The 19296-nt window shown below is 66.6% G+C and carries 15 protein-coding genes; 12 read left to right on the forward strand and 3 right to left on the reverse strand.

What is annotated here, in order from left to right; all coding sequences use genetic code 11:
- Positions 1-313 precede the first annotated feature (313 nt).
- A complete protein-coding gene (locus tag QX070_RS28310) occupies positions 314-502 on the reverse strand; it encodes a hypothetical protein (RefSeq protein WP_315716967.1) in 189 nt (62 codons plus the stop codon).
- Between QX070_RS28310 and bamA the strand changes: the two genes are divergently transcribed.
- Entirely contained in the window at positions 453-2954 is a 2502-nt protein-coding gene (gene bamA, locus QX070_RS28315) for an outer membrane protein assembly factor BamA (protein ID WP_315740440.1), read from the forward strand. The genes QX070_RS28310 and bamA overlap by 50 nt on opposite strands.
- Positions 2955-4137: 1183 nt before the next feature.
- Here the strand turns inward: bamA and QX070_RS28320 are convergent.
- A complete protein-coding gene (locus tag QX070_RS28320; protein ID WP_315740441.1) occupies positions 4138-4896 on the reverse strand; it encodes an SDR family oxidoreductase in 759 nt (252 codons plus the stop codon).
- 187 nt (positions 4897-5083) lie between these two features.
- Here QX070_RS28320 and QX070_RS28325 point away from each other — a divergent pair, with 187 nt between their 5' ends.
- A complete protein-coding gene (locus QX070_RS28325; protein ID WP_315740442.1) occupies positions 5084-6610 on the forward strand; it encodes a malonyl-CoA synthase in 1527 nt (508 codons plus the stop codon).
- A 7-nt stretch (positions 6611-6617) separates the two neighbouring features.
- Here QX070_RS28325 and QX070_RS28330 read toward each other — a convergent pair whose 3' ends face one another.
- Positions 6618-6875 carry a hypothetical protein gene (locus QX070_RS28330; RefSeq protein ID WP_315740443.1) on the reverse strand — a complete coding sequence of 86 codons (258 nt, stop codon included), beginning with the start codon at positions 6873-6875 and terminating at the stop codon, positions 6618-6620.
- A 556-nt stretch (positions 6876-7431) separates the two neighbouring features.
- On the opposite strand from QX070_RS28330, the gene sdhC reads away from it, so the two are divergent.
- From sdhC to QX070_RS28380, 10 genes are all read left to right on the forward strand, one after another.
- On the forward strand, positions 7432-7830 hold the full coding sequence (gene sdhC, locus QX070_RS28335) for a succinate dehydrogenase, cytochrome b556 subunit (protein ID WP_008965547.1): 399 nt from the start codon (positions 7432-7434) through the stop codon (positions 7828-7830).
- A 20-nt stretch (positions 7831-7850) separates the two neighbouring features.
- Positions 7851-8225, forward strand: coding sequence for a succinate dehydrogenase, hydrophobic membrane anchor protein (sdhD, locus tag QX070_RS28340; protein ID WP_315740508.1), 375 nt, complete (start codon positions 7851-7853; stop codon positions 8223-8225).
- Between the two features lie 3 nt (positions 8226-8228).
- Entirely contained in the window at positions 8229-10067 is a 1839-nt protein-coding gene (gene sdhA / locus QX070_RS28345; protein ID WP_315740444.1) for a succinate dehydrogenase flavoprotein subunit, read from the forward strand.
- A gap of 48 nt (positions 10068-10115) precedes the next feature.
- Positions 10116-10898: a succinate dehydrogenase iron-sulfur subunit gene (locus QX070_RS28350; protein ID WP_315740445.1), complete on the forward strand. Its 783-nt coding sequence runs from the start codon at positions 10116-10118 to the stop codon at positions 10896-10898.
- A 121-nt stretch (positions 10899-11019) separates the two neighbouring features.
- A complete protein-coding gene (locus tag QX070_RS28355; protein WP_315740446.1) occupies positions 11020-13170 on the forward strand; it encodes an ATP-binding protein in 2151 nt (716 codons plus the stop codon).
- 64 nt (positions 13171-13234) lie between these two features.
- On the forward strand, positions 13235-15190 hold the full coding sequence (locus tag QX070_RS28360; RefSeq protein WP_315740447.1) for an ABC transporter ATP-binding protein/permease: 1956 nt from the start codon (positions 13235-13237) through the stop codon (positions 15188-15190).
- Positions 15191-15308: 118 nt separating this feature from the next.
- Positions 15309-16136 carry an FkbM family methyltransferase gene (locus QX070_RS28365; protein ID WP_315740448.1) on the forward strand — a complete coding sequence of 276 codons (828 nt, stop codon included), beginning with the start codon at positions 15309-15311 and terminating at the stop codon, positions 16134-16136.
- Positions 16137-16222: 86 nt separating this feature from the next.
- On the forward strand, positions 16223-16708 hold the full coding sequence (locus QX070_RS28370; RefSeq protein WP_315740449.1) for a pyridoxamine 5'-phosphate oxidase family protein: 486 nt from the start codon (positions 16223-16225) through the stop codon (positions 16706-16708).
- Positions 16708-16926, forward strand: coding sequence for a hypothetical protein (locus tag QX070_RS28375; RefSeq protein WP_315740450.1), 219 nt, complete (start codon positions 16708-16710; stop codon positions 16924-16926). The genes QX070_RS28370 and QX070_RS28375 overlap by 1 nt, the downstream gene beginning before the upstream one ends.
- Before the next feature lie 244 nt (positions 16927-17170).
- Positions 17171-19273: an OmpA family protein gene (locus QX070_RS28380; RefSeq protein ID WP_315740451.1), complete on the forward strand. Its 2103-nt coding sequence runs from the start codon at positions 17171-17173 to the stop codon at positions 19271-19273.
- Positions 19274-19296 lie beyond the last annotated feature (23 nt).

Below are 19296 nucleotides of genomic sequence, written 5' to 3' on the forward strand. Positions count from 1 at the left end.
GGAAAACGGGCGGCCCGGTGCGCCGGAATATCAATGGGAATCTACGCGCACCGGGCCTTGGCCGAACTACTTGGGGGCTTAGTTCGGATGACGATCAATTAGCACCCTCGGTTTTCCCTCGTATTGCCAACTTCCGAAGATTTGTAGAATTTGATTTCGGAAGCCACCGAATGCGGCGCGGCCGGGCCGATTGCTTAACGGAGATGTCCGTCTCGGCCGTGGCTTTCCGGTCGCAGCGCGGGCGACGCACTTATTAGCTGCTCATGCCCTCTGCCGCTCGGTTGGCCCGAGAATCTTGTCTGACCGGAAACACTCAGTCACATCCAGCATCATCAGACATTTCACGAAACGAGATCGGCGCATCGCGACCATCTTTGACGGGCATCAGCGATTCCGGTGGCGTGCCGACGAACGTCTGCGCGCCGAGGACTCTGACTTTCGAAAGAGCGTCGATGATGCGTCTGAGACTGCCGGGCGTGCTTGCCCTGATGCTGCTGGCCATGCCCGTTTCCTCGCTGCCCCGCATGGCCGCGGCGGCACCCGCCGTCGCCAGCGCGATCACCGTCGAGGGTAACAGGCGCGTCGAATCCGACACCATCCGCTCCTATTTCAAGCCGGGTCCCACCGGCACGCTCGATGCCGGCCAGGTCGACGACGGCCTCAAGGCCCTGGTCCAGACCGGCCTGTTCGCCGACGTGAAGATCGACCGGCAGGGCGGCCGGCTGATCGTGCGCGTGGTCGAGAATCCCGTGATCGGCCGCGTCGCCTTCGAGGGCAACAAGAAGGTCAAGGACGAACAGCTCACGGCGGAAGTGCAGTCGAAGCCGCGTGGCACGCTGTCCCGTCCGATGGTGCAGTCGGACGCGCAGCGCATCGCCGAGATCTATCGCCGCTCCGGCCGCTACGACGTGCGCGTCACGCCGGAGATCATCGAGCAGCCCAACAACCGCGTCGACCTCGTCTTCACCATCGAAGAGGGCGTCAAGACGGGCGTGAAGTCGATCAGCTTCGTCGGCAACAACACCTATTCCGCCGCGCGCCTGCGCGACGTCATCAAGACGCACGCAACGAACTGGCTCAGCTTCCTCGGCAACAACGACGTCTACGACCCCGATCGCGTCGAGGCCGACCGCGACCTCATCCGCCGCTTCTATCTGAAGAACGGCTATGCCGACGTTCAGGTCGTCGCGGCGCTCAGCGAATATGACCCGGACCAGAAGGGCTTCCTGGTCACGTTCCAGATCGAGGAGGGCCAGCAATACCGCGTCAGCTCGGTGCAGTTCCAGTCGAGCGTCGCGGCGCTCGACGCCAACACGCTGCGCGGCTATTCGCGCGTCAATGTCGGCGCGCTCTACAACGTCGAGCAGCTCGAGAAGTCGGTCGAGGAGATGCAGATCGAGGCCTCGCGTCGCGGCTTTGCCTTCGCCGTCGTGCGTCCGCGCGGCGACCGCAATCTGGAAGCCCACACGGTGGCGATCGTGTTCCAGGTCGACGAGGGTCCGCGCACCTATATCGAGCGCATCACCATCCGCGGCAACACCCGCACCCGCGACTACGTGATCCGGCGCGAGTTCGATCTGTCCGAGGGCGACGCCTACAACCGCGCGCTGGTCGACCGCGCCGAGCGCCGGCTGAAGAACCTCGACTTCTTCAAAGAGGTGAAGATCACGGCCGAGCCGGGCTCGTCGAGCGACCGCGTCATCCTCGTGGTCAATCTGGAGGAGAAGTCGACCGGCGACCTCTCCGTTTCCGGCGGCTATTCGACCACCGATGGCGCGCTGGGTGAGGTCTCGATTTCGGAGCGCAACTTCCTCGGCCGCGGTCTGTACGCCAAGGCGTCCGTGAGCTACGGCCAATACAGCAGAGGCGTCTCGCTGTCCTTCGTCGAGCCCTATCTGCTCGACAACCGGATCGCGCTCGGCCTGGATGTCTACTACAAGCAGCAGCTGGCGAACAGCTATACGAGCTATGGCGTGACGACGATCGGCTTCAGCCCGCGGCTCGGCTTCCAGTTGCGCGAAGACCTCTCGCTCCAGCTGCGATACTCGCTCTATCGCCAGGAGATATCGCTGCCGTCCTACTATAAGAACTGCAACAACAATACCGCCAACAGCCTGCTCGCCTTCAACCCGACCCCGGCGTACATCAAGAGCGTGCTCGGCGGCGTCGATCCGACCAATTCGACCAGCTCGGGCTATTATGGCTGGGGCTGCTACGGCGATGGCGAATCGAGCCTGCCGGTCCGCAAGGAGCTGAGCGACGGCGCCGCGCTGACCTCCGCGCTCGGCTACACGCTCAGCTACAACACGCTCGACAACAACAAGAACCCGACGGATGGTCTGCTGATCGACTGGAAGCAGGATTTCGCCGGCGTCGGCGGCAACGTCAGCTACCTCAAGTCGGCGGTCGATGCGAAGTATTACTCGCCGCTGGTGGCCGATATCGTCGGCATCATCCACCTGCAGGGCGGCATGCTGAACAAGATCGGCGACAAGGATCTGCGGATGCTCGACCACTTCCAGATGGGACCGAGCCTGGTGCGTGGCTTCGCCTCGAACGGAATCGGGGCGCGCGACATCACTTATGCGAGCCTCGGCGCGACTGGCGACGCGCTCGGGGGCACCAAATATTGGGGCGCCTCGGCGGAGCTGCAGATGCCGTTCTGGTTCCTGCCGAAGGAAGTGGGCTTGAAGGGCGCCGTCTATGCCGATGCCGGTTCGCTGTGGGGCTATCAGGGCCCGACCTCCTGGGCGGCGACCGGCGAGGTCAACACCGCGACCTGCAAATGCGGCCTGCTGTACGATGACAGCAAGGTGGTGCGCTCCTCCGTCGGCGTCGGCCTGATCTGGGCCTCGCCCTTCGGCCCGCTCCGCTTCGACTACGCGGTGCCGCTGTCCAAGGGCAAATACGACACCGTCCAGGAGTTCAGGTTCGGCGGCGGCACGTCGTTCTGAGTGCGGATGAAGCAGGCTTGATTGATCTGCGAGCGTTGGAATCTCGCCTTGACGCCAGCGGCGGTGCGCTCCCCTCCCCCTTGCGGGGAGGGGTCGGGGGTGGGGGTCCACGAATCATGCTCGACATGAGAGTCAAAGCCCATGCCCTGATATCGGCGATAGCGCCGCTTGCTGTTCGCCCGGCGTTCACGCCACTGAAGTCAGCGCCCGCGGACCCCCACCCCCAACCCCTCCCCGCAAGGGGGAGGGGAGCCGACTGTCCAAGGGGAAAGAGATCGTATCGCGCAGAAGACGCCGTCAGCATTCCTCCCATGCGCAAATTGCCCGTCGAGCTACTTTGTCGCACGCTGCCGGCGTTGCATCGTCGGGCAAATCACCTGCACATTTCCGCACGTCCCTGCTGCCGCATGAGGGGCGTTTCGCGACCGTCACGAACCGTTGGCAGTGGGATGCGATGGGCGTGTGTTGCTGCAGCGTGGTCGCCACGCGGACGAACAGCGACACGCGCACGGTCAAGTCGCGCGGTCCTGATATCCCGATGCTGATATCAAGCGGGTGCTGATGCTAACGTGTCGCGCTCGTGATGGTGGCCAACAAGCCCGGCGCACCAGGGAGAACGCGAAGCAGCCGTTAAAACCGTTGCGCGGGGAAGGCCGGGTGTTCTCGGCCAGACCTGTGGTACCTGCCGCCTGCATTTTCTTTCGCAGGCGGGCCACGGGCGCGGCCAGCGCCCGGCCTTCCCCGCGCCCTCATGATTCGAGGGCGGTGAGTTTCAGCACAGCTCGGGCGCATCGTGTCGCGAGAACGAGATCGTTCGCCTTCGAGCTGCTTCTCGGAGGCAACGCCGGGCGCGCCAACCACAGCTGTCGTCCCGGGCAAGCGCGAAGCGCGCCGACCCGGGATCCATAACCACAGGGTTCAGTTGTCTTGCACGGGACTCGCAGCCTGCCCCTTACAAACACCATGCGGTATGGGTCCCGTTCGCAGGGACGACGCCGGTTATTTGGCGCGCGCTTGGCCCTCACGATCTCAATGATAAAGAGAGGGGCCCCAGCTTGCGCTGGGGCCCCTGAACGGTCAGGACATTGCCGGGTATTTGCCCGAACCGAAGTTGCGGACCTGGTCGCGTACGACCAAGTCCTGGGCTGTAGGCGCGCTCGCCGTGCTTGATATTAAGCGCTCCTCAATCCCTGTTGCCCGGCGTCTGAATGAACCCGCGATTCCACGTCGGACTGATCAGGATCTCGTTGACGCACACCCGCGGCGGCATGTTCGCGACGAAGGCGATGGTGCGGCCGAGATCCTCAGGCTGCAGCATCCGCGCCTGCTCCGCGGCGCTCGGCACGACCGGGCGCTGCTCCAGGATCGGCGTGGCGACCTCGCCGGGCATCAGGCAGCAGGCGCGCAGGCCGTTGACGCATTCCTCCATGTTGAACGAGTGCGTCAGCGCCAGCACCGCGTGCTTGGTCGAGGTGTAGGCCGGTCCCGGCATCTTCGAGACATGGCGGCCGGCCCAGGACGAGACGTTGATGATGGTGCCGTCCTGCTGCGCCCGCATCGCCGGCAGCACCGCCTTCATGCAGTAGAGCACACCGTTGAGGTTGATCTCGACCAGCTGGTTCCAGCCCTCGATCGTCATGTCGTCCCAGCGCCGCTTCGGCACGTTGACGCCGGCGGAGTTGACCAGCAGATCGATGCGCCCGTGCCGCGCCAGGATGGCATCGGTCGCGGCCTGCACGTCGGCGGCCTTGGCGACGTCGAGCGGCACGGCCTCGGCCGTGCCGCCCGCCGCGGCAATCTGGGCCACCACGGCCTGGAGCGCGGCCGTGCGCCGGCCCGAGGCGATCACCGTCCAGCCCTCGGCCGCGAGCGCCAGTGCGCCGGCCTCGCCGATTCCGGTGCCGCCGCCGGTGATCCACGCGATCCGTTTTCCCTTGACCATATCCCAGCGTCTCCCGGTTGCCTTCGAAAGGGCGTTTTTGCTAGAGCAGCCTCGATCAGAGATGGCGACCGTGGTGACTGCGATGTCACCGGTCTTGTTCGCTGTCCCGGCCCTTTTCGTCTTCGTCGAGCATGATGTTCCGCCGGCTGGCACTGCCGGCCTGCCGATGCTCCCAGGGGAATGTTGCATGAACCAAGCCGCCAACGCCAATCTGTTCTCCCGCCTGTTCGATGGCCTCGACGATCCCAACCGCCTGGCGATCGAGACCCACGACGGCCAGCGCATCACCTATGGCGATTTGATCGCGCGGGCAGGCCAGATGGCGAACGTGCTGGTGGCCCGCGGTGTGAAGCCGGGTGATCGCGTCGCGGCGCAGACCGAGAAGTCGGTGTCCGGCCTCGTGCTCTATCTTGCCACGGTGCGCGCCGGCGGCGTCTATCTGCCGCTCAACACCGCCTATACGCTCAACGAGCTCGACTATTTCATCGGCGACGCCGAGCCGACCGTCGTGGTGTGCGATCCCGCGAAGGCCGAAGGCATCGGCGCGCTGGCGGCCAAGGTCGGCGCCAAGGTGGAAACGCTCGATGCGTCAGGCACGGGCTCGCTGACGGAAGCCGCCGACAAGGCCGGCTCCGCCTTCACCACCGTGCCGCGCGGCGCCGACGATCTCGCCGCCATTCTCTATACGTCGGGCACCACCGGCCGCTCCAAGGGCGCGATGCTGTCTCACGACAATCTCGCCTCGAACTCGCTGACCCTGATCGACTACTGGCGCTTCACCAAGGACGACGTGCTGATCCACGCGCTGCCGATCTATCACACCCATGGCCTGTTCGTGGCCAGCAACGTCACGCTGTTCGCGCGGGCGTCGATGATCTTCCTGCCCAAGCTCGATCCGGACCTGATCATCAACCTGATGGCGCGCGCCACAGTGCTGATGGGTGTGCCGACGTTCTACACGCGCCTGTTGCAGAACCCGCGGCTGTCGAAGGAGACGACCAGCCACATGCGGCTCTTCATCTCCGGCTCGGCGCCGCTGCTCGCCGACACCCATCGCGAGTGGTTCGCGCGCACCGGCCATGCCGTGCTCGAGCGCTACGGCATGACCGAGACCAACATGAATACGTCGAACCCGTATGACGGCGAGCGCGTGCCCGGCGCGGTCGGCTTCCCGCTGCCCGGCGTGTCGGTGCGCGTCACCGATCCGGAAACGGCCAAGGAGCTCGCGCGCGACGAGATCGGGATGATCGAGGTCAAGGGCCCGAACGTGTTCAAGGGCTATTGGCGGATGCCGGAGAAGACCAAGTCGGAATTCCGCGACGATGGTTTCTTCATCACCGGCGACCTCGGCAAGATCGACAAGGAAGGCTACGTCCACATCGTCGGGCGCGGCAAGGATCTCGTGATCTCCGGCGGCTTCAACGTCTACCCGAAGGAGATCGAGAGCGAGATCGACGCCATGCCGGGCGTGGTCGAGTCCGCCGTCATCGGTGTGCCGCATCCTGATTTCGGCGAAGGTGTCACCGCGGTCGTGGTGCGCCATCCGGGGGCTGATGTCAGCGAGGCCGGGGTGCTCAAGGGCCTCGACGGCCGATTGGCGAAATTCAAGATGCCCAAGCGCGTGTTCGTGGTCGACGAGCTGCCGCGCAATGCGATGAGCAAGGTGCAGAAGAACGTGCTGCGTGATCAGTACAAGGACATCTATACGAAGTGACGGCGGCCTAGCGCCGTCGTCCGATCGCGAGGCCGGCCAGCGCGGCCAGCGGCGGCGCGGCGCAGATCAGCACGAACTCGAGCACGGCGAGCGAGGCGATCTCGTGCTGGATGGCGAATGCGAGACAGGCGGCGAACAGGCCGGAGGCGGTGAAGCCGAGCACGCAGGTCAGGGGCTCCTCGACGGGCTCGTGCGACGACACCTTGCGCGCCGGCAGTGCCGCCGGGCGTTCGGTGGTTGTCGGTCGGACCGTCGGCAGCGGCATCGAGGCTCCCTGCACCGCGTCTGTTGTACCTCGCTCAGACTAAGCTGCTTCGCCCGGCGGCGATATGCGGCAAAAACGACCGGCGGAGGGCTGCGCGGCGTTGCCAGGAACGGGGGAGATCGAGGGGGATTTGCGCCAGCGCAGGCGGTCGCGGTGCGGGTTGTTGCTCCGCGAATCGCTCTGGGCAGGTTTGCAGAATCATCAGATGGCGCTGGCTCTTGTCGCGAAACGGGCGCTCTCAGGACCGTGGTTAAGCGGTGAATCAATGCTCGACATTCCGTGCCATTCAACAGTCTTGCCGCGTTGGGCGCGGCCTTGCTGAGGAGGTAGGAATGAACAATAGTTCGCCGCATCCGGCCATGAACGGTTTCTGGTATACCACGGCGGCCATTGGCCCTTTTCCCACCGGTCGCCTAGTACTGAATCGTCGTTCGGTTTTGGGCGATTTGTTCGTTGCAACGCCTGTTCCTTCTCCGTAAATAAAGCCCGCCTTGCCGATCCACATGGCCGCAAGCCCCTTCCGTTCACGGCCCACAAGAAATCATCAAAGCAACCAATGACAGCCAGGATCGAACGACCGCTTTCGCCGCATCTGCAAACCTACCGCTGGACGCTGACGATGATCCTCTCGATCGTCCATCGAGCCACCGGGGTTGCACTATATTTCGGGACGCTGCTGCTGGCCTGGTGGTTGATCGCCGCCGCGTCTGGTCCCAGCGCCTACTCCTACGTCCAGGGGTTCATGGGCAGCTTCCTCGGCCGCCTGATCGTGTTCGGCTACACCTGGGCGCTGCTGCACCATCTCTTGTCCGGCATCCGCCACTTCGTCTGGGACCTCGGCTACGGCTTCAAGCCCAATGAGCGCGAGACGCTCACCTGGGGCGCCCTGATCGGGGGCATCACGTTGACTGTCCTGGTCTGGATCGTGGCTTACGCAGTGGGAGGCGGCCGATGAGCAACGCACGCGCGAAGTCGATGCGCACCCCGCTCGGCCGCGTCCGCAACCTCGGCGCGGCCCATTCGGGCACCGGTGATTTCTGGCGCCAGCGCATCACCGCGGTCGCGATGACCCTGTTGATCGTGCCGGTCGTGATCGTGGTGATCATGCTGCTCGGCCGCAACCAGGCCGGCGCGGCGCAGATCCTGGGCTCGATTCCGATTGCCGTGATTATGCTGCTGTTCGTGATCGCGAGCTGCTGGCACATGAAGATCGGTATGCAGGTCGTGATCGAGGACTACGTGCACAGCGAGCCGCTCAAGCTCGTCGCGATCATGGCCAACAACTTCTTCGCGGTGACCGTGGCGCTCGCCTCGATCTACGCCCTCATCAAACTGTCCACTGGAGTCTAGGCCATGGCCGGCGGAGCAAATGGCAGCGCGAACGGCGCGCCCGCGACGAACGGAAAAGCATATCCGATCGAGGACCACACCTATGACGTCGTCGTGGTCGGCGCCGGCGGCGCCGGCCTGCGCGCGGTCGTCGGCTGCAGCGAGGCGGGCTTGCGCACCGCCTGCATCACCAAGGTGTTCCCGACCCGCTCGCATACGGTGGCGGCACAGGGCGGCATCTCGGCCTCGCTCGGCAACATGCATCAGGACGACTGGCGCTGGCACATGTACGACACCGTCAAGGGGTCGGACTGGCTCGGCGACCAGGACGCGATCGAATACATGGTGCGCAACGCGCCCGAGGCGGTCTACGAGCTCGAGCATTGGGGCGTGCCGTTCTCGCGCACCGAGGACGGCAAGATCTACCAGCGGCCGTTCGGCGGCATGACCCTGGACTACGGCAAGGGCCAGGCGCAGCGCACCTGCGCCGCCGCCGACCGCACCGGCCACGCCATGCTGCACACTATGTATGGCCAGTCGCTGCGGCACGCCGCGGAGTTCTTCATCGAGTTCTTCGCCATCGACCTGATCATGGACGACCAGGGCGTCTGCCGTGGCGTCATCGCGCTCAAGCTCGATGACGGCACGTTGCACCGCTTCCGCGCCCAGACCACGATCCTGGCGACCGGCGGCTACGGCCGTGCCTACGCCTCCTGCACCTCGGCGCACACCTGCACCGGTGACGGCGGCGGCATGGCGCTGCGCGCCGGCCTGCCGCTGCAGGACATGGAGTTCGTGCAGTTCCACCCGACCGGCATCTATGGCTCGGGCTGTCTTGTCACCGAAGGTGCACGCGGCGAGGGCGGCTATCTCGTCAACGCCGAGGGCGAGCGCTTCATGGAGCGCTATGCGCCGTCCGCAAAGGACCTCGCCTCGCGCGACGTCGTTTCCCGCGCGATGACCGTCGAGATCCGCGAAGGCCGCGGCGTCGGCCGGAAGAAGGACCACATCTTCCTGCATCTCGACCATCTCGATCCGAAGGTGCTGCAGGAGCGCCTGCCCGGCATCTCCGAATCCGCCAAGATCTTCGCCAATGTCGACGTCACGCGCGAGCCGATCCCGATCGTGCCGACCGCGCACTACAACATGGGCGGCATCCCGACCAACTATCGCGCCGAGGTGCTGACCAAGAAGGACGGCGACGACAACGCGATCGTGCCCGGCCTGATGGCGGTGGGCGAGGCGGCCTGCGTCTCCGTGCACGGCGCCAACCGGCTCGGCTCGAACTCGCTGATCGACCTCGTGGTGTTCGGCCGCGCGGCGGCGCTGCGGCTGGCCGAGAAGCTGACGCCGAACGGCAAGCAGCCGGACCTGCCCAAGGACTCCGCCGATAAGGCGCTGACCCGGCTCGATCATTATCGCCACGCCTCCGGCGGCACGCCGACCGCGAAGCTTCGCGAGAGCATGCAGAACGTGATGCAGACCAACTGTGCCGTGTTCCGCACCGGCGAGGTGCTGCAGGAAGGCCACAACCTGATCCACAAGGTGTATGGCGGCATCGGTGACATCGCAGTGTCCGACCGCTCGCTGGTGTGGAATTCCGACCTGATCGAGACGCTGGAGTTCGACAATCTGATCGCGCAGGCGGTCGTGACGATGGACTCGGCGGCGAACCGGACCGAGAGCCGCGGCGCCCATGCACGCGAGGACTTCCCGGATCGCGACGACACGAACTGGATGAAGCACACGCTGGCGTGGATCGACAGCAAGGATGGCAAGACCACGATCGATTACCGTCCGGTGCACAACTACACCATGACCAACGACGTGCAGTACATTCAGCCGAAGGCGCGCGTGTACTGATCGCGTGTGACCTGAGCCCGTCCGTCAAACCCAAGAAGGCCTTCCGAAATGGCTGAGTTCGCACTTCCGAAGAATTCTCAGATCACCGGCGGCAAGACCTGGCCCAAGCCGGCCGGCGCCGCCGAGGTCCGCGAGTTCAAGGTCTATCGCTGGAATCCGGACGACGGCAAGAATCCGAGCGTCGATACCTATTACGTCGACGTCAAAGATTGCGGCCCGATGGTGCTGGACGGGCTGATCTGGATCAAGAACCACATCGATCCGTCGCTGACCTTCCGCCGCTCCTGCCGCGAGGGCGTGTGCGGCTCCTGCGCGATGAACATCGACGGCCAGAACACCCTGGCCTGCACCAAGTCGATGCACGACGTGAAGGACGGCGCGGTCAAGATCAATCCGCTGCCGCATCAGCCTGTCGTGAAGGACCTGGTGCCGGACCTCACCAACTTCTACGCGCAATATGCCTCGATCGAGCCCTGGCTGAAGACGACCTCGCCGACGCCGCAGAAGGAATGGCGGCAGAGCCACGAGGATCGCGAGAAGCTCGACGGCCTCTACGAGTGCATCCTGTGCGCCTGTTGCTCGACCTCGTGCCCGAGCTACTGGTGGAACAGCGAGCGCTATCTCGGTCCGGCGGCGCTGCTGCAGGCCAACCGCTGGGTCAAGGACAGCCGCGACGAGGCGACCGGCGAGCGGCTCGACAACCTCGAGGATCCGTTCCGGCTGTATCGCTGCCACACCATCATGAACTGCGCCAAGGCCTGCCCGAAGGGGCTCAACCCGGCCGAGGCGATCGCGGAGCTGAAGCTCAAGCTGGTCGAGCGGCAGATCTAGCCGGGCCGACCACTTTCGATCTGACCTTCCGCGCCCGAAACTGGTGCAAGTTCCGGGCGCGGCTAGTTTGTAGCTGCCGTCGATTGCGTTAAGCTCGTGGCCCTTTGAAGCCGGAGCGACCGTGCAGACCGCACAACGCAAATCGCTGACGATGCTGCGCTGGATGATGGTCGCGTCCCTCGCGCTTCCCGTCGCGCTGTTCGTGATCGCGGCCTACGTATCCCACGGCACGACATATGAGGAGGCCGATCGCGAGATCCGCCGCTCGCTCGAAATCGTCCACGAGCACGCGCTGAAGGTGTTCGAGACCATCGAACGCAGCCTCTCGGAGATCGACGAGGTCGTCCGCGACCTGTCGGATGCCGATATCAAGGCGCGCGAGCAGGTGCTGCATGCCCGGTTGCGGCAATTATCGGATGCGCTGCCGCAGATGAAGTCCGCCTGGGTGTTCGACGCCAATGGCCGGCCGCTGGTCAACAGCATGATCTATCCGGCGCCGGACATGACGTTCCTCGACCGCGACTACTTTAGTGCCCACGTCAAGGACAGCATCGGCACCTTCATCGGCGCGCAGTTGACGCCGCGGCCGCCCTATCAGGGCGCGCCGTTTTTCAGCATCAGCCGCCGCCGCCAGAGCGACGACGGCAGCTTCACCGGCATCATCCAGGCTTCGGTGCTTCCGGATTATTTCGAGCACTTCTATGCCCGGATCGGCCGGGCGCCCGGCAGCTACTTCGCGCTGCGCCGCTTCGATGGCCTCATTCTGGCGCGCTTCCCGGCCGCCGGGAGAAGCACGGCCGCGGACCCCAGCGACGTCCCCGCCGGGGCCGCAGATACGGAGCAGCTCGTGACCGATATCTCGCCGGTCGATGGCGTTGAGCGTCTCGTCGGCTATCAGCGGCTCGGTGGCTATCCCGTCTACGTCTCGGCAGGGCTGGCGACGTCGACCATCCGCAACCGCTGGCTCGGCACGATCGGCCGGCACCTCATCTTCGGCATCCCGGCAACCGCGCTGCTCATCGTCTTCCTGGCCCTTGCCCGGCGGCGGACCGAGCGCCTGCATGTCGAGGCCGCCCGCCGCCTCGAAGCCGAGGATGCGCTCAAGCACGGTCAGCGCATGGAGGCGCTGGGACAACTGACCGGCGGCGTCGCGCACGACTTCAACAATCTGCTGACCGTGATCCGGGCCTCGGCCGATCTGTTGCGCCGGCCGAATCTGGCTGATGAGCGGCGGCAGCGCTATATCGACGCGATCTCGGATACGGTGGCGCGCGCATCGAAGCTCACGTCGCAGCTCCTCGCGTTCGCCCGGCGCCAGACGCTGAAGCCGGAGGTCTTCGACATCGGCCGCAGCGTCGTCGCCCTGCGCGACATGACCAAGACCCTGGTCGGGTCGCGCGTCGAGGTCGTGGTCTCCGTTCCCGACGAGCCGTGCTACGTTAATTCCGACGCCGGCCAGTTCGAGACGGCACTGATCAACCTGGCCGTCAATGCCCGCGATGCGATGGCCGGCCAGGGACGTCTCAGCATCACCGTCGCCCCAGCAGCGGCGCTGCCGACGCCGTCGGCGCCGCACGACCGTCCGCCGCTGGGCTATGTCGCCATCACCGTCCAGGACACCGGCGTCGGCATCCCGTCGGAGCATTTCGGACGCATCTTCGAGCCATTCTTTACGACCAAGACCATCGGCCGGGGCACCGGCCTCGGTCTCTCGCAAGTGTTTGGCTTCGCCAAGCAGTCCGGCGGCGAAATCGGGGTCACGAGCGAAAAGGGGCGCGGCGCGACGTTCACGCTCTATCTGCCGCGCGTCGCTCCAGCCCAAGTGCAGCGTGGCGAGGACGGCAGCCATGCGGAGCCGATCGGCGGTCGAGGCATGTCGGTGCTGGTGGTCGAGGACAACATCGACGTCGGCAGATCGGCGACCGAAGCGCTGGCCGAACTCGGCTATCGCACCACGCTGGTCGACAACGCCAGAGACGCGCTGGAGGAGCTGATCGGCGGCACCAGCCGGTTCGACGTCGTCTTCACCGATGTCGTGATGCCCGGCATGACCGGGCTGGAGCTTGCCGAGGAAATCAGGCGGCTCGAGCTCAACGTGCCGGTCGTGCTGGCGAGCGGTTACAGCCATGTGCTGGTGCAGCAGGGCACGCACGGTTTCGAGCTGCTGCGCAAGCCCTATTCGATCGAAGAATTGTCGCGCGTGCTGCACAAGGTCGTTCCCGTGCCGCTGTATCGCGCCCCACCGATGGCGCCGAATACGCAGGTGCCCTGAAAGCGGCGCGAATTGCGCGGGAACCCGGGTGGGAACCTTCTGGTTGCGTTGCTGTTATCGCGGAATGGGACAGGTTCAGGACATCGCGCGGCCGGGGGCACAGGCGTCGGAGAAGGCGCCGATCATCGAGATCGCCGCTGAGAATGGCACCCAGGTCGAGCCGCCGCCGCCCGAATTGGTGGAGCCCGATCCGGAGCTGTCGCCCGAAGAGGCCGAGCAACTGCGTAAGCGCTATCTGCTGACCCGGTTCTGGATCAGCGCCCGCGGCTATTGGGGCAAGAGCGGCGACGGTCTGGCGTGGGCGTTCACGCTCGGGCTGCTGTTCCTGATCGTTGCGACTGTCGGATTTCAGTACGGCATCAACGTCTGGAATCGGTCGATCTTCGATGCGATCGAGAAGCGCGATTCGGCGACCGTCTTTCATCTCACCGCGATCTTCTTCCCGCTGGCGATCGGCAGCGTCATGCTCGGCGTCGCCCAGGTCTATGCGCGCATGGCGATCCAGCGGCGCTGGCGCGCCTGGCTGACCAACAGCGTCATCACCCGCTGGCTGACCAGCGGGCGCTACTATCAGCTCAATCTCGTCAGCGGCGACCACAAGAATCCGGAATACCGGATCGCCGAGGACCTACGCATCGCGACCGATTCGCCGGTCGACTTCATCGCCGGCGTGACCTCGGCGCTGCTGTCGGCTGCGACCTTCATCGTCGTGCTCTGGACCATCGGCGGCGCGCTGACGCTGCATCTCGGCGCAACTGAGATCACCATTCCCGGCTTTCTGGTCATCGCCGCGATCGCCTACGCCGCCATCGCCTCGGGCTCGATCATGACGATCGGCCGCCGCTTCGTGCAGGTCTCCGAGGACAAGAACCAGGCGGAGGCCGATTTCCGCTACACCCTGACCCGCGTCCGCGAAAACGGCGAGAGCATCGCCCTGCTCGGCGGCGAGACCGAAGAGCGCGCCGGCATCGACCGGACGTTCGGCAACGTGCTGCAGCAATGGGCGCGGCTCGCCGGCCAGCACATGCGCACCACCCTGGTGTCGCAGGGCTCCAGCCTCATCGCCCCTGTCGTGCCGCTGCTGCTGTGCGCGCCGAAATTTCTCGACGGCAGCATGACGCTCGGGCAGGTGATGCAGGCGGCGAGCGCGTTCACGATCGTGCAGACCGCGTTCGGCTGGCTGGTCGACAACTATCCGCGGCTCGCGGATTGGAATGCCTGCGCCCGCCGCATCGCCTCGCTGATGATGTCGCTCGATGCGCTGGAACGTGCCGAGAGAGGCGACGGCGTCGGCCGCATCAAGCGCGGCGAGACCACCGGCGACGCGATGCTCAGTCTGAATGATCTGCAGGTGACGCTCGACGACGGTACCGCCGTGGTCGGCGAGACCGAGGTCGTGGTCGATCCCGGCGAGCGCCTGCTCGTCGCGGGCGAATCCGGCACCGGCAAGAGCACGCTCGTGCGCGCCATCGCCGGGCTGTGGCCGTGGGGCGGCGGCAGCATCAACTTCCACCCCGACCGCAAGCTGTTCATGCTGCCGCAGCGGCCCTACGTGCCATCGGGCACCCTGCGCCGGGCCGTCGCCTATCCCGGGGCTGCCGAGGATTGGAGCGTGGCGCAGGTCGGCGAAGCCCTGCACAAGGTCGGTCTCGACCATCTCAAGGACAAGATCGAGGAGGACGCGCCCTGGGATCAGACGCTCTCCGGCGGCGAGAAGCAGCGTCTCGCCTTCGCGCGCCTGCTGCTGCACAGCCCCGACATCGTCGTGCTCGATGAAGCCACCTCCGCGCTCGATGAGAAGAGCCAGGACCGGATGATGGAGATCGTGACGAGCGAGCTGCCGAAGGCCACCATCGTCAGCGTGGCGCATCGTGCCGAGCTGGAGGCCTTCCACAGCCGCAAGATCGTGCTCGAGCGGCGCAAGGGCGGCGCCAAGCTCGTCAGCGACATTGATCTCATTCCGCGCAAGGGACGGCGTCGCCTGATCGGCCGTTTCCTGCGTCAGCGCAAGGCGGCCTGAGCGGCTCGGGTGTTGCCTCAGCGCGGTCCTGGTGACGACACAATGCGGCCACGCCGCCTGCATTGGAGATCGCGGCGAAACCGGCTATCACACGTCGCCCTCAGCCCAGGACGCGACCTTGACGCCCGACAACGATCCTTCTCCGCCCTCCTTTGGTGCCTTCGCTCCGAATGCCGCCCAGGCACTGGTGATCCGGCTGGCGCACGGCTCCGGCCTGAAGCGCGGCGCGTTCCGGCCGATGTTGACGCGCGTCGTCAACGTGCTGGGGGCAGGTCCTCTGGATGTCGGCTATCAGGGCGCCAATTTCCGCTTCTATCATCAGGTCAGTGCGACCGAACGTGGTGCGCTGTTCAATCCCGACTACAATCGTGAGGAGCTGGATTTCCTGCGCAGCCACGTTCCGCCGGGCGGCGTGGTGGTGGATGTCGGCGCCAATGTCGGAACGTTTGCCTTGCCGCTCGCGCGTCACGTCGGGCCGAGCGGTCTCGTGATCGCAGTGGAGCCGCATCCGGTCACACATGCGCGGCTGAGCTTCAATCGCGATGCGTCCGCGCTGTCCCAGGTCAGGCTCGTCGCGGCGGCGGCAGGCGAGAGCGACGGCGAGGTGATGATCGAGACCGATGGCGACAATCTCGGCGCCAGCCACATCGTGACCGGAGAGGCGGGTGCTGAAGCATTCAAGGTCCCGTCGTTGCGGCTGCAGACCATCCTCGAACAGGCCGGAGCGACCAGGGTCGATGCGCTGAAGATCGACGTGGAAGGCTTCGAGGACCGCGTGCTGACCTGCTTCTTCCGTGACGCGCCTGCCGCGTTGTGGCCGCGGGCCGTTGTCATCGAACACCTGTCGCGCGACGAATGGCAGAACGATTGTCTCGCCGACATGCTCGGTCGCGGCTACCGCGAATGCGGCCGCACGCGCAGCAACACGCTGTTGCTGCGCGGCTGAATCGGCATTCTGTCGCCGTCCCCAATACGTCCGGAACATCGGCGCCCCACGCGGCGTTGTCGCTCCTGACATTGAGGGAGCCGGCCATGAGCAACGACGACGCGCGCGACCAGGGTCGCGTTTGGGACCTGATGAAGAAGATCGGCTTCGCGATGCTGGTCACCCGCGACGGTGACAGGCTGCGGGCACGGCCGATGAGCGCCTATCTCGCGCGCGACGAGAACATGATCTACTTTCTCACCGACGCGCGGCATCACAAGGACGAGGAGATCGCGCGATCGCCCCAGGTCAACCTGTCGTTCGCAGACGTCGGCAGCCAGAAATACGTGTCGCTGACGGGCACCGCGGCCATTTCCAACGATCGCGGCAAGATCCGAGAGCTGTTCTCGACGCCGGCCAAGGCCTGGTGGGACAGCGCCGAGGATCCGAACATCCGCCTTTTGAAGATCACGCCCGACGACGCCGAGTTCTGGGACTCGCCCGGCACCATCGTGCGCTACGTCAAGATGGCGGCGGCCGCCGTCAGCGGCACGCGTCCCGACCTCGGCGACCATCGAAAGGTTGCGATGTGATGCCGATCGAACCGCCAGAGATTCCGCCGGCGACGCCGGGCCGCCCGGCCGAACCGCCGCCGGAGGATCCGGTTGGCAATCCGCAGCCCGACATTCCGCCGCCGGTTTACGAACCCGATTCGCCGGCGCCGCCGCGCGAGCTGCCCGGGCAGACGCCAGACGAAATCCCCGGCCGAGGGCCGCTCGGCCCGACCACGCCCAATCCGGCCACGGATTGACCGCGATTGAGTGGTCATGATGATCGCCTGCGAAGGGGCTGGCCGTGCGCCGGTCCCGCATTTCGGCGATTGGGCCAAGCCCTTGAAAATCAAGACTGAATGAAACCTGAATGGCGGCCCTGCGGGGGTGGTTTCGCGTCGAAATAAATCCGCCTGCGGATTTGAACTGCGCCACAATCCGGCCTAACGCATACTCGTTGATCTCTCCGTGCTTGAAAAAGATCGTTCCGGGAAAACAAGACACATGAGCAAACTTCGCGTCCTGCTGCTGGCGACGACTGCGCTGTCGGCGATGCAACTAATGAGCTCCGGCTCCCGCGCGCAGAGCGCGCCGATGATCATGGCGCAGGGTCCAGGCGGCCCCGGCGGCGAGGTCGGCCCGGACGGTCGGCCCAAGCAACCGCCGCAGGGTCAACCGCCAGGCCCGCCGCAGCGGCCGGGTGGCCCGCCGCCGGCCGCTGCACCGCCCCACCAGGCACCGCCTGCAGCTCCGCCGCCACCCGCGGCGGCTCCGCCTCGTCCTGCTCCCCCGCCGCCTCCCCCGGCAGCGGCGCCGCGGCCCGCGCCTCCGCCACCTCCCCCGCCGCCCCCGCGTGCGGAGCCACCGCGCCCCGCACCGCCGCCGCCGCGCGCAGAGCCGCCTGCGGCTCCTCCGCCGCGTCCGACACCGCCGCCGCCCCCGGCCGCTGCGCCTCCGGCGCATCCGCCGGCTCCGCCGCCCGTGGTGCGCGAGCCTCCGCGTCCGGCGGCTCCGCCTGCTCCGCCGCCGCCCGCTGCGGCACCATCACGGCCGACGCCGCCTTCGCCGCCCGTGGTTGCTCCGCCTCCGCCTCCAGCTCCGCCTCCAAGTGCGGCGCCGACTCAGCGGCCTGGAACGCCGCCGCCCCCGGCTGGCGCGACGCCGCCCCATTCGCCGCCGGCCGCAAGCCCGTCGCCGCAGCCTTCCGCCGCGCCGACTCCCGCTCCGGGTGGACCGGCGCCGGGAGGCCGGCCGGGCGCTGGTGGCCCGCCGCCTGGCTCCCCGCAAGGCGGGCCCCCGCCGCGGGGTGCTCCCACCGCGCCGGCCGGGACGGTCGCGCCTGCTCCGGGAACCCCGCCGGCGCCACCCGCGCCTGCGGCCACCCAGACGCCGTCGCAGCAAGGAACGCCGTCCGGCAGCCCGACGCCCGGCGGACGTCCGGGGACGCCTCCAGGCGCTCCGGGTGCGCCGCCTCCAGCGGCAGGTCCCGGTGCTGCTGGACCGGGGCCGGGACCCGCCGGCGCGCCGCAGGCCGGTCCGGGCGCTGTGCCGCCCGCCGGACCCCCGGCCATGTCCAATCGGCCGCCGCCGCAGGTCACTGCGCCCATCCCGGCGCCGCCACCGCCGACGGCACAGCAGCTCACGCCGATCGCGCCGGGCGCGCCGATGGCTGGGCCGCAGCGGCTGGACGATTTCCGCGGCCAGCGCCGCGAGGTCCAGGAGGGCGGTCGCACGCTGATCTACGAGCCGGGACGCGTCATCGTGCGCGATCCGAGCGGCCAGTCCTTCGTGCGTCACGACGAGCTCGAGCGCTTCCGCTACGGCGCGCGTGACATCCGCGTGCAGCGGGAGGATCGCGGCGAGATGCGCACGGTGGTGATCCGCCCCGACGGTAGCCAGATCATCACGGTCACGGCCGCCGACGGCCGGCTGCTGCGCCGCATCCGCCGCGATATCGGCGGCCGCGAGATCATCATCATCGACAACGCCTATCGCGATCCCGCCGCGGTCGGCGGCTTCTATGTCGACCTGCCGCCGCCGGAGATCCGCATCCCCTACAACCGCTACATCGTCGACGCCGAGGAGGCGCCGCCGGATGTCATCTACGACACGCTGATCGCGCCACCGGTGGAGCGCGTCCAGCGCCGCTACTCGCTGGACGAGGTCCGCTACTCCCCGTCGGTGCGCCAGCTGATGCCGTCGATCGATCTCAACACGATCACCTTCGAAACCGGATCGTGGGAGATCGGTCCCGACCAGGTGGCGAAGCTGCAGGTCATCGCCGACGGCCTCAACCAGGCGATCCAGCGCAACCCGCGCGAGGTCTTCCTGATCGAAGGCCACACCGACGCGGTCGGCAACGAGACCGACAATTTGTCGCTCTCGGACCGCCGAGCCGAATCGGTCGCCACGCTGATGACGCAGCAGTTTGGCGTCCCCGCGGAGAATCTGACCTCGCAGGGCTATGGCGAGCAGTATCTGAAGGAGCAGACGCAGGGGCCGAGCCGCATCAACCGGCGCGTCACGGTCCGCCGCATCACGCCGCTGCTCAATGGCGGCCAGGCCGCGCTGCCGCCGCCGCCTCCGGGCGTGGCACCGCCGCGCTGAGGTTGCGCCAGATCTAAAAGTGA

Source organism: Bradyrhizobium sp. SZCCHNR1093 (assembly GCF_032381175.1).
Taxonomy (GTDB): Bacteria; Pseudomonadota; Alphaproteobacteria; order Rhizobiales; family Xanthobacteraceae; genus Bradyrhizobium.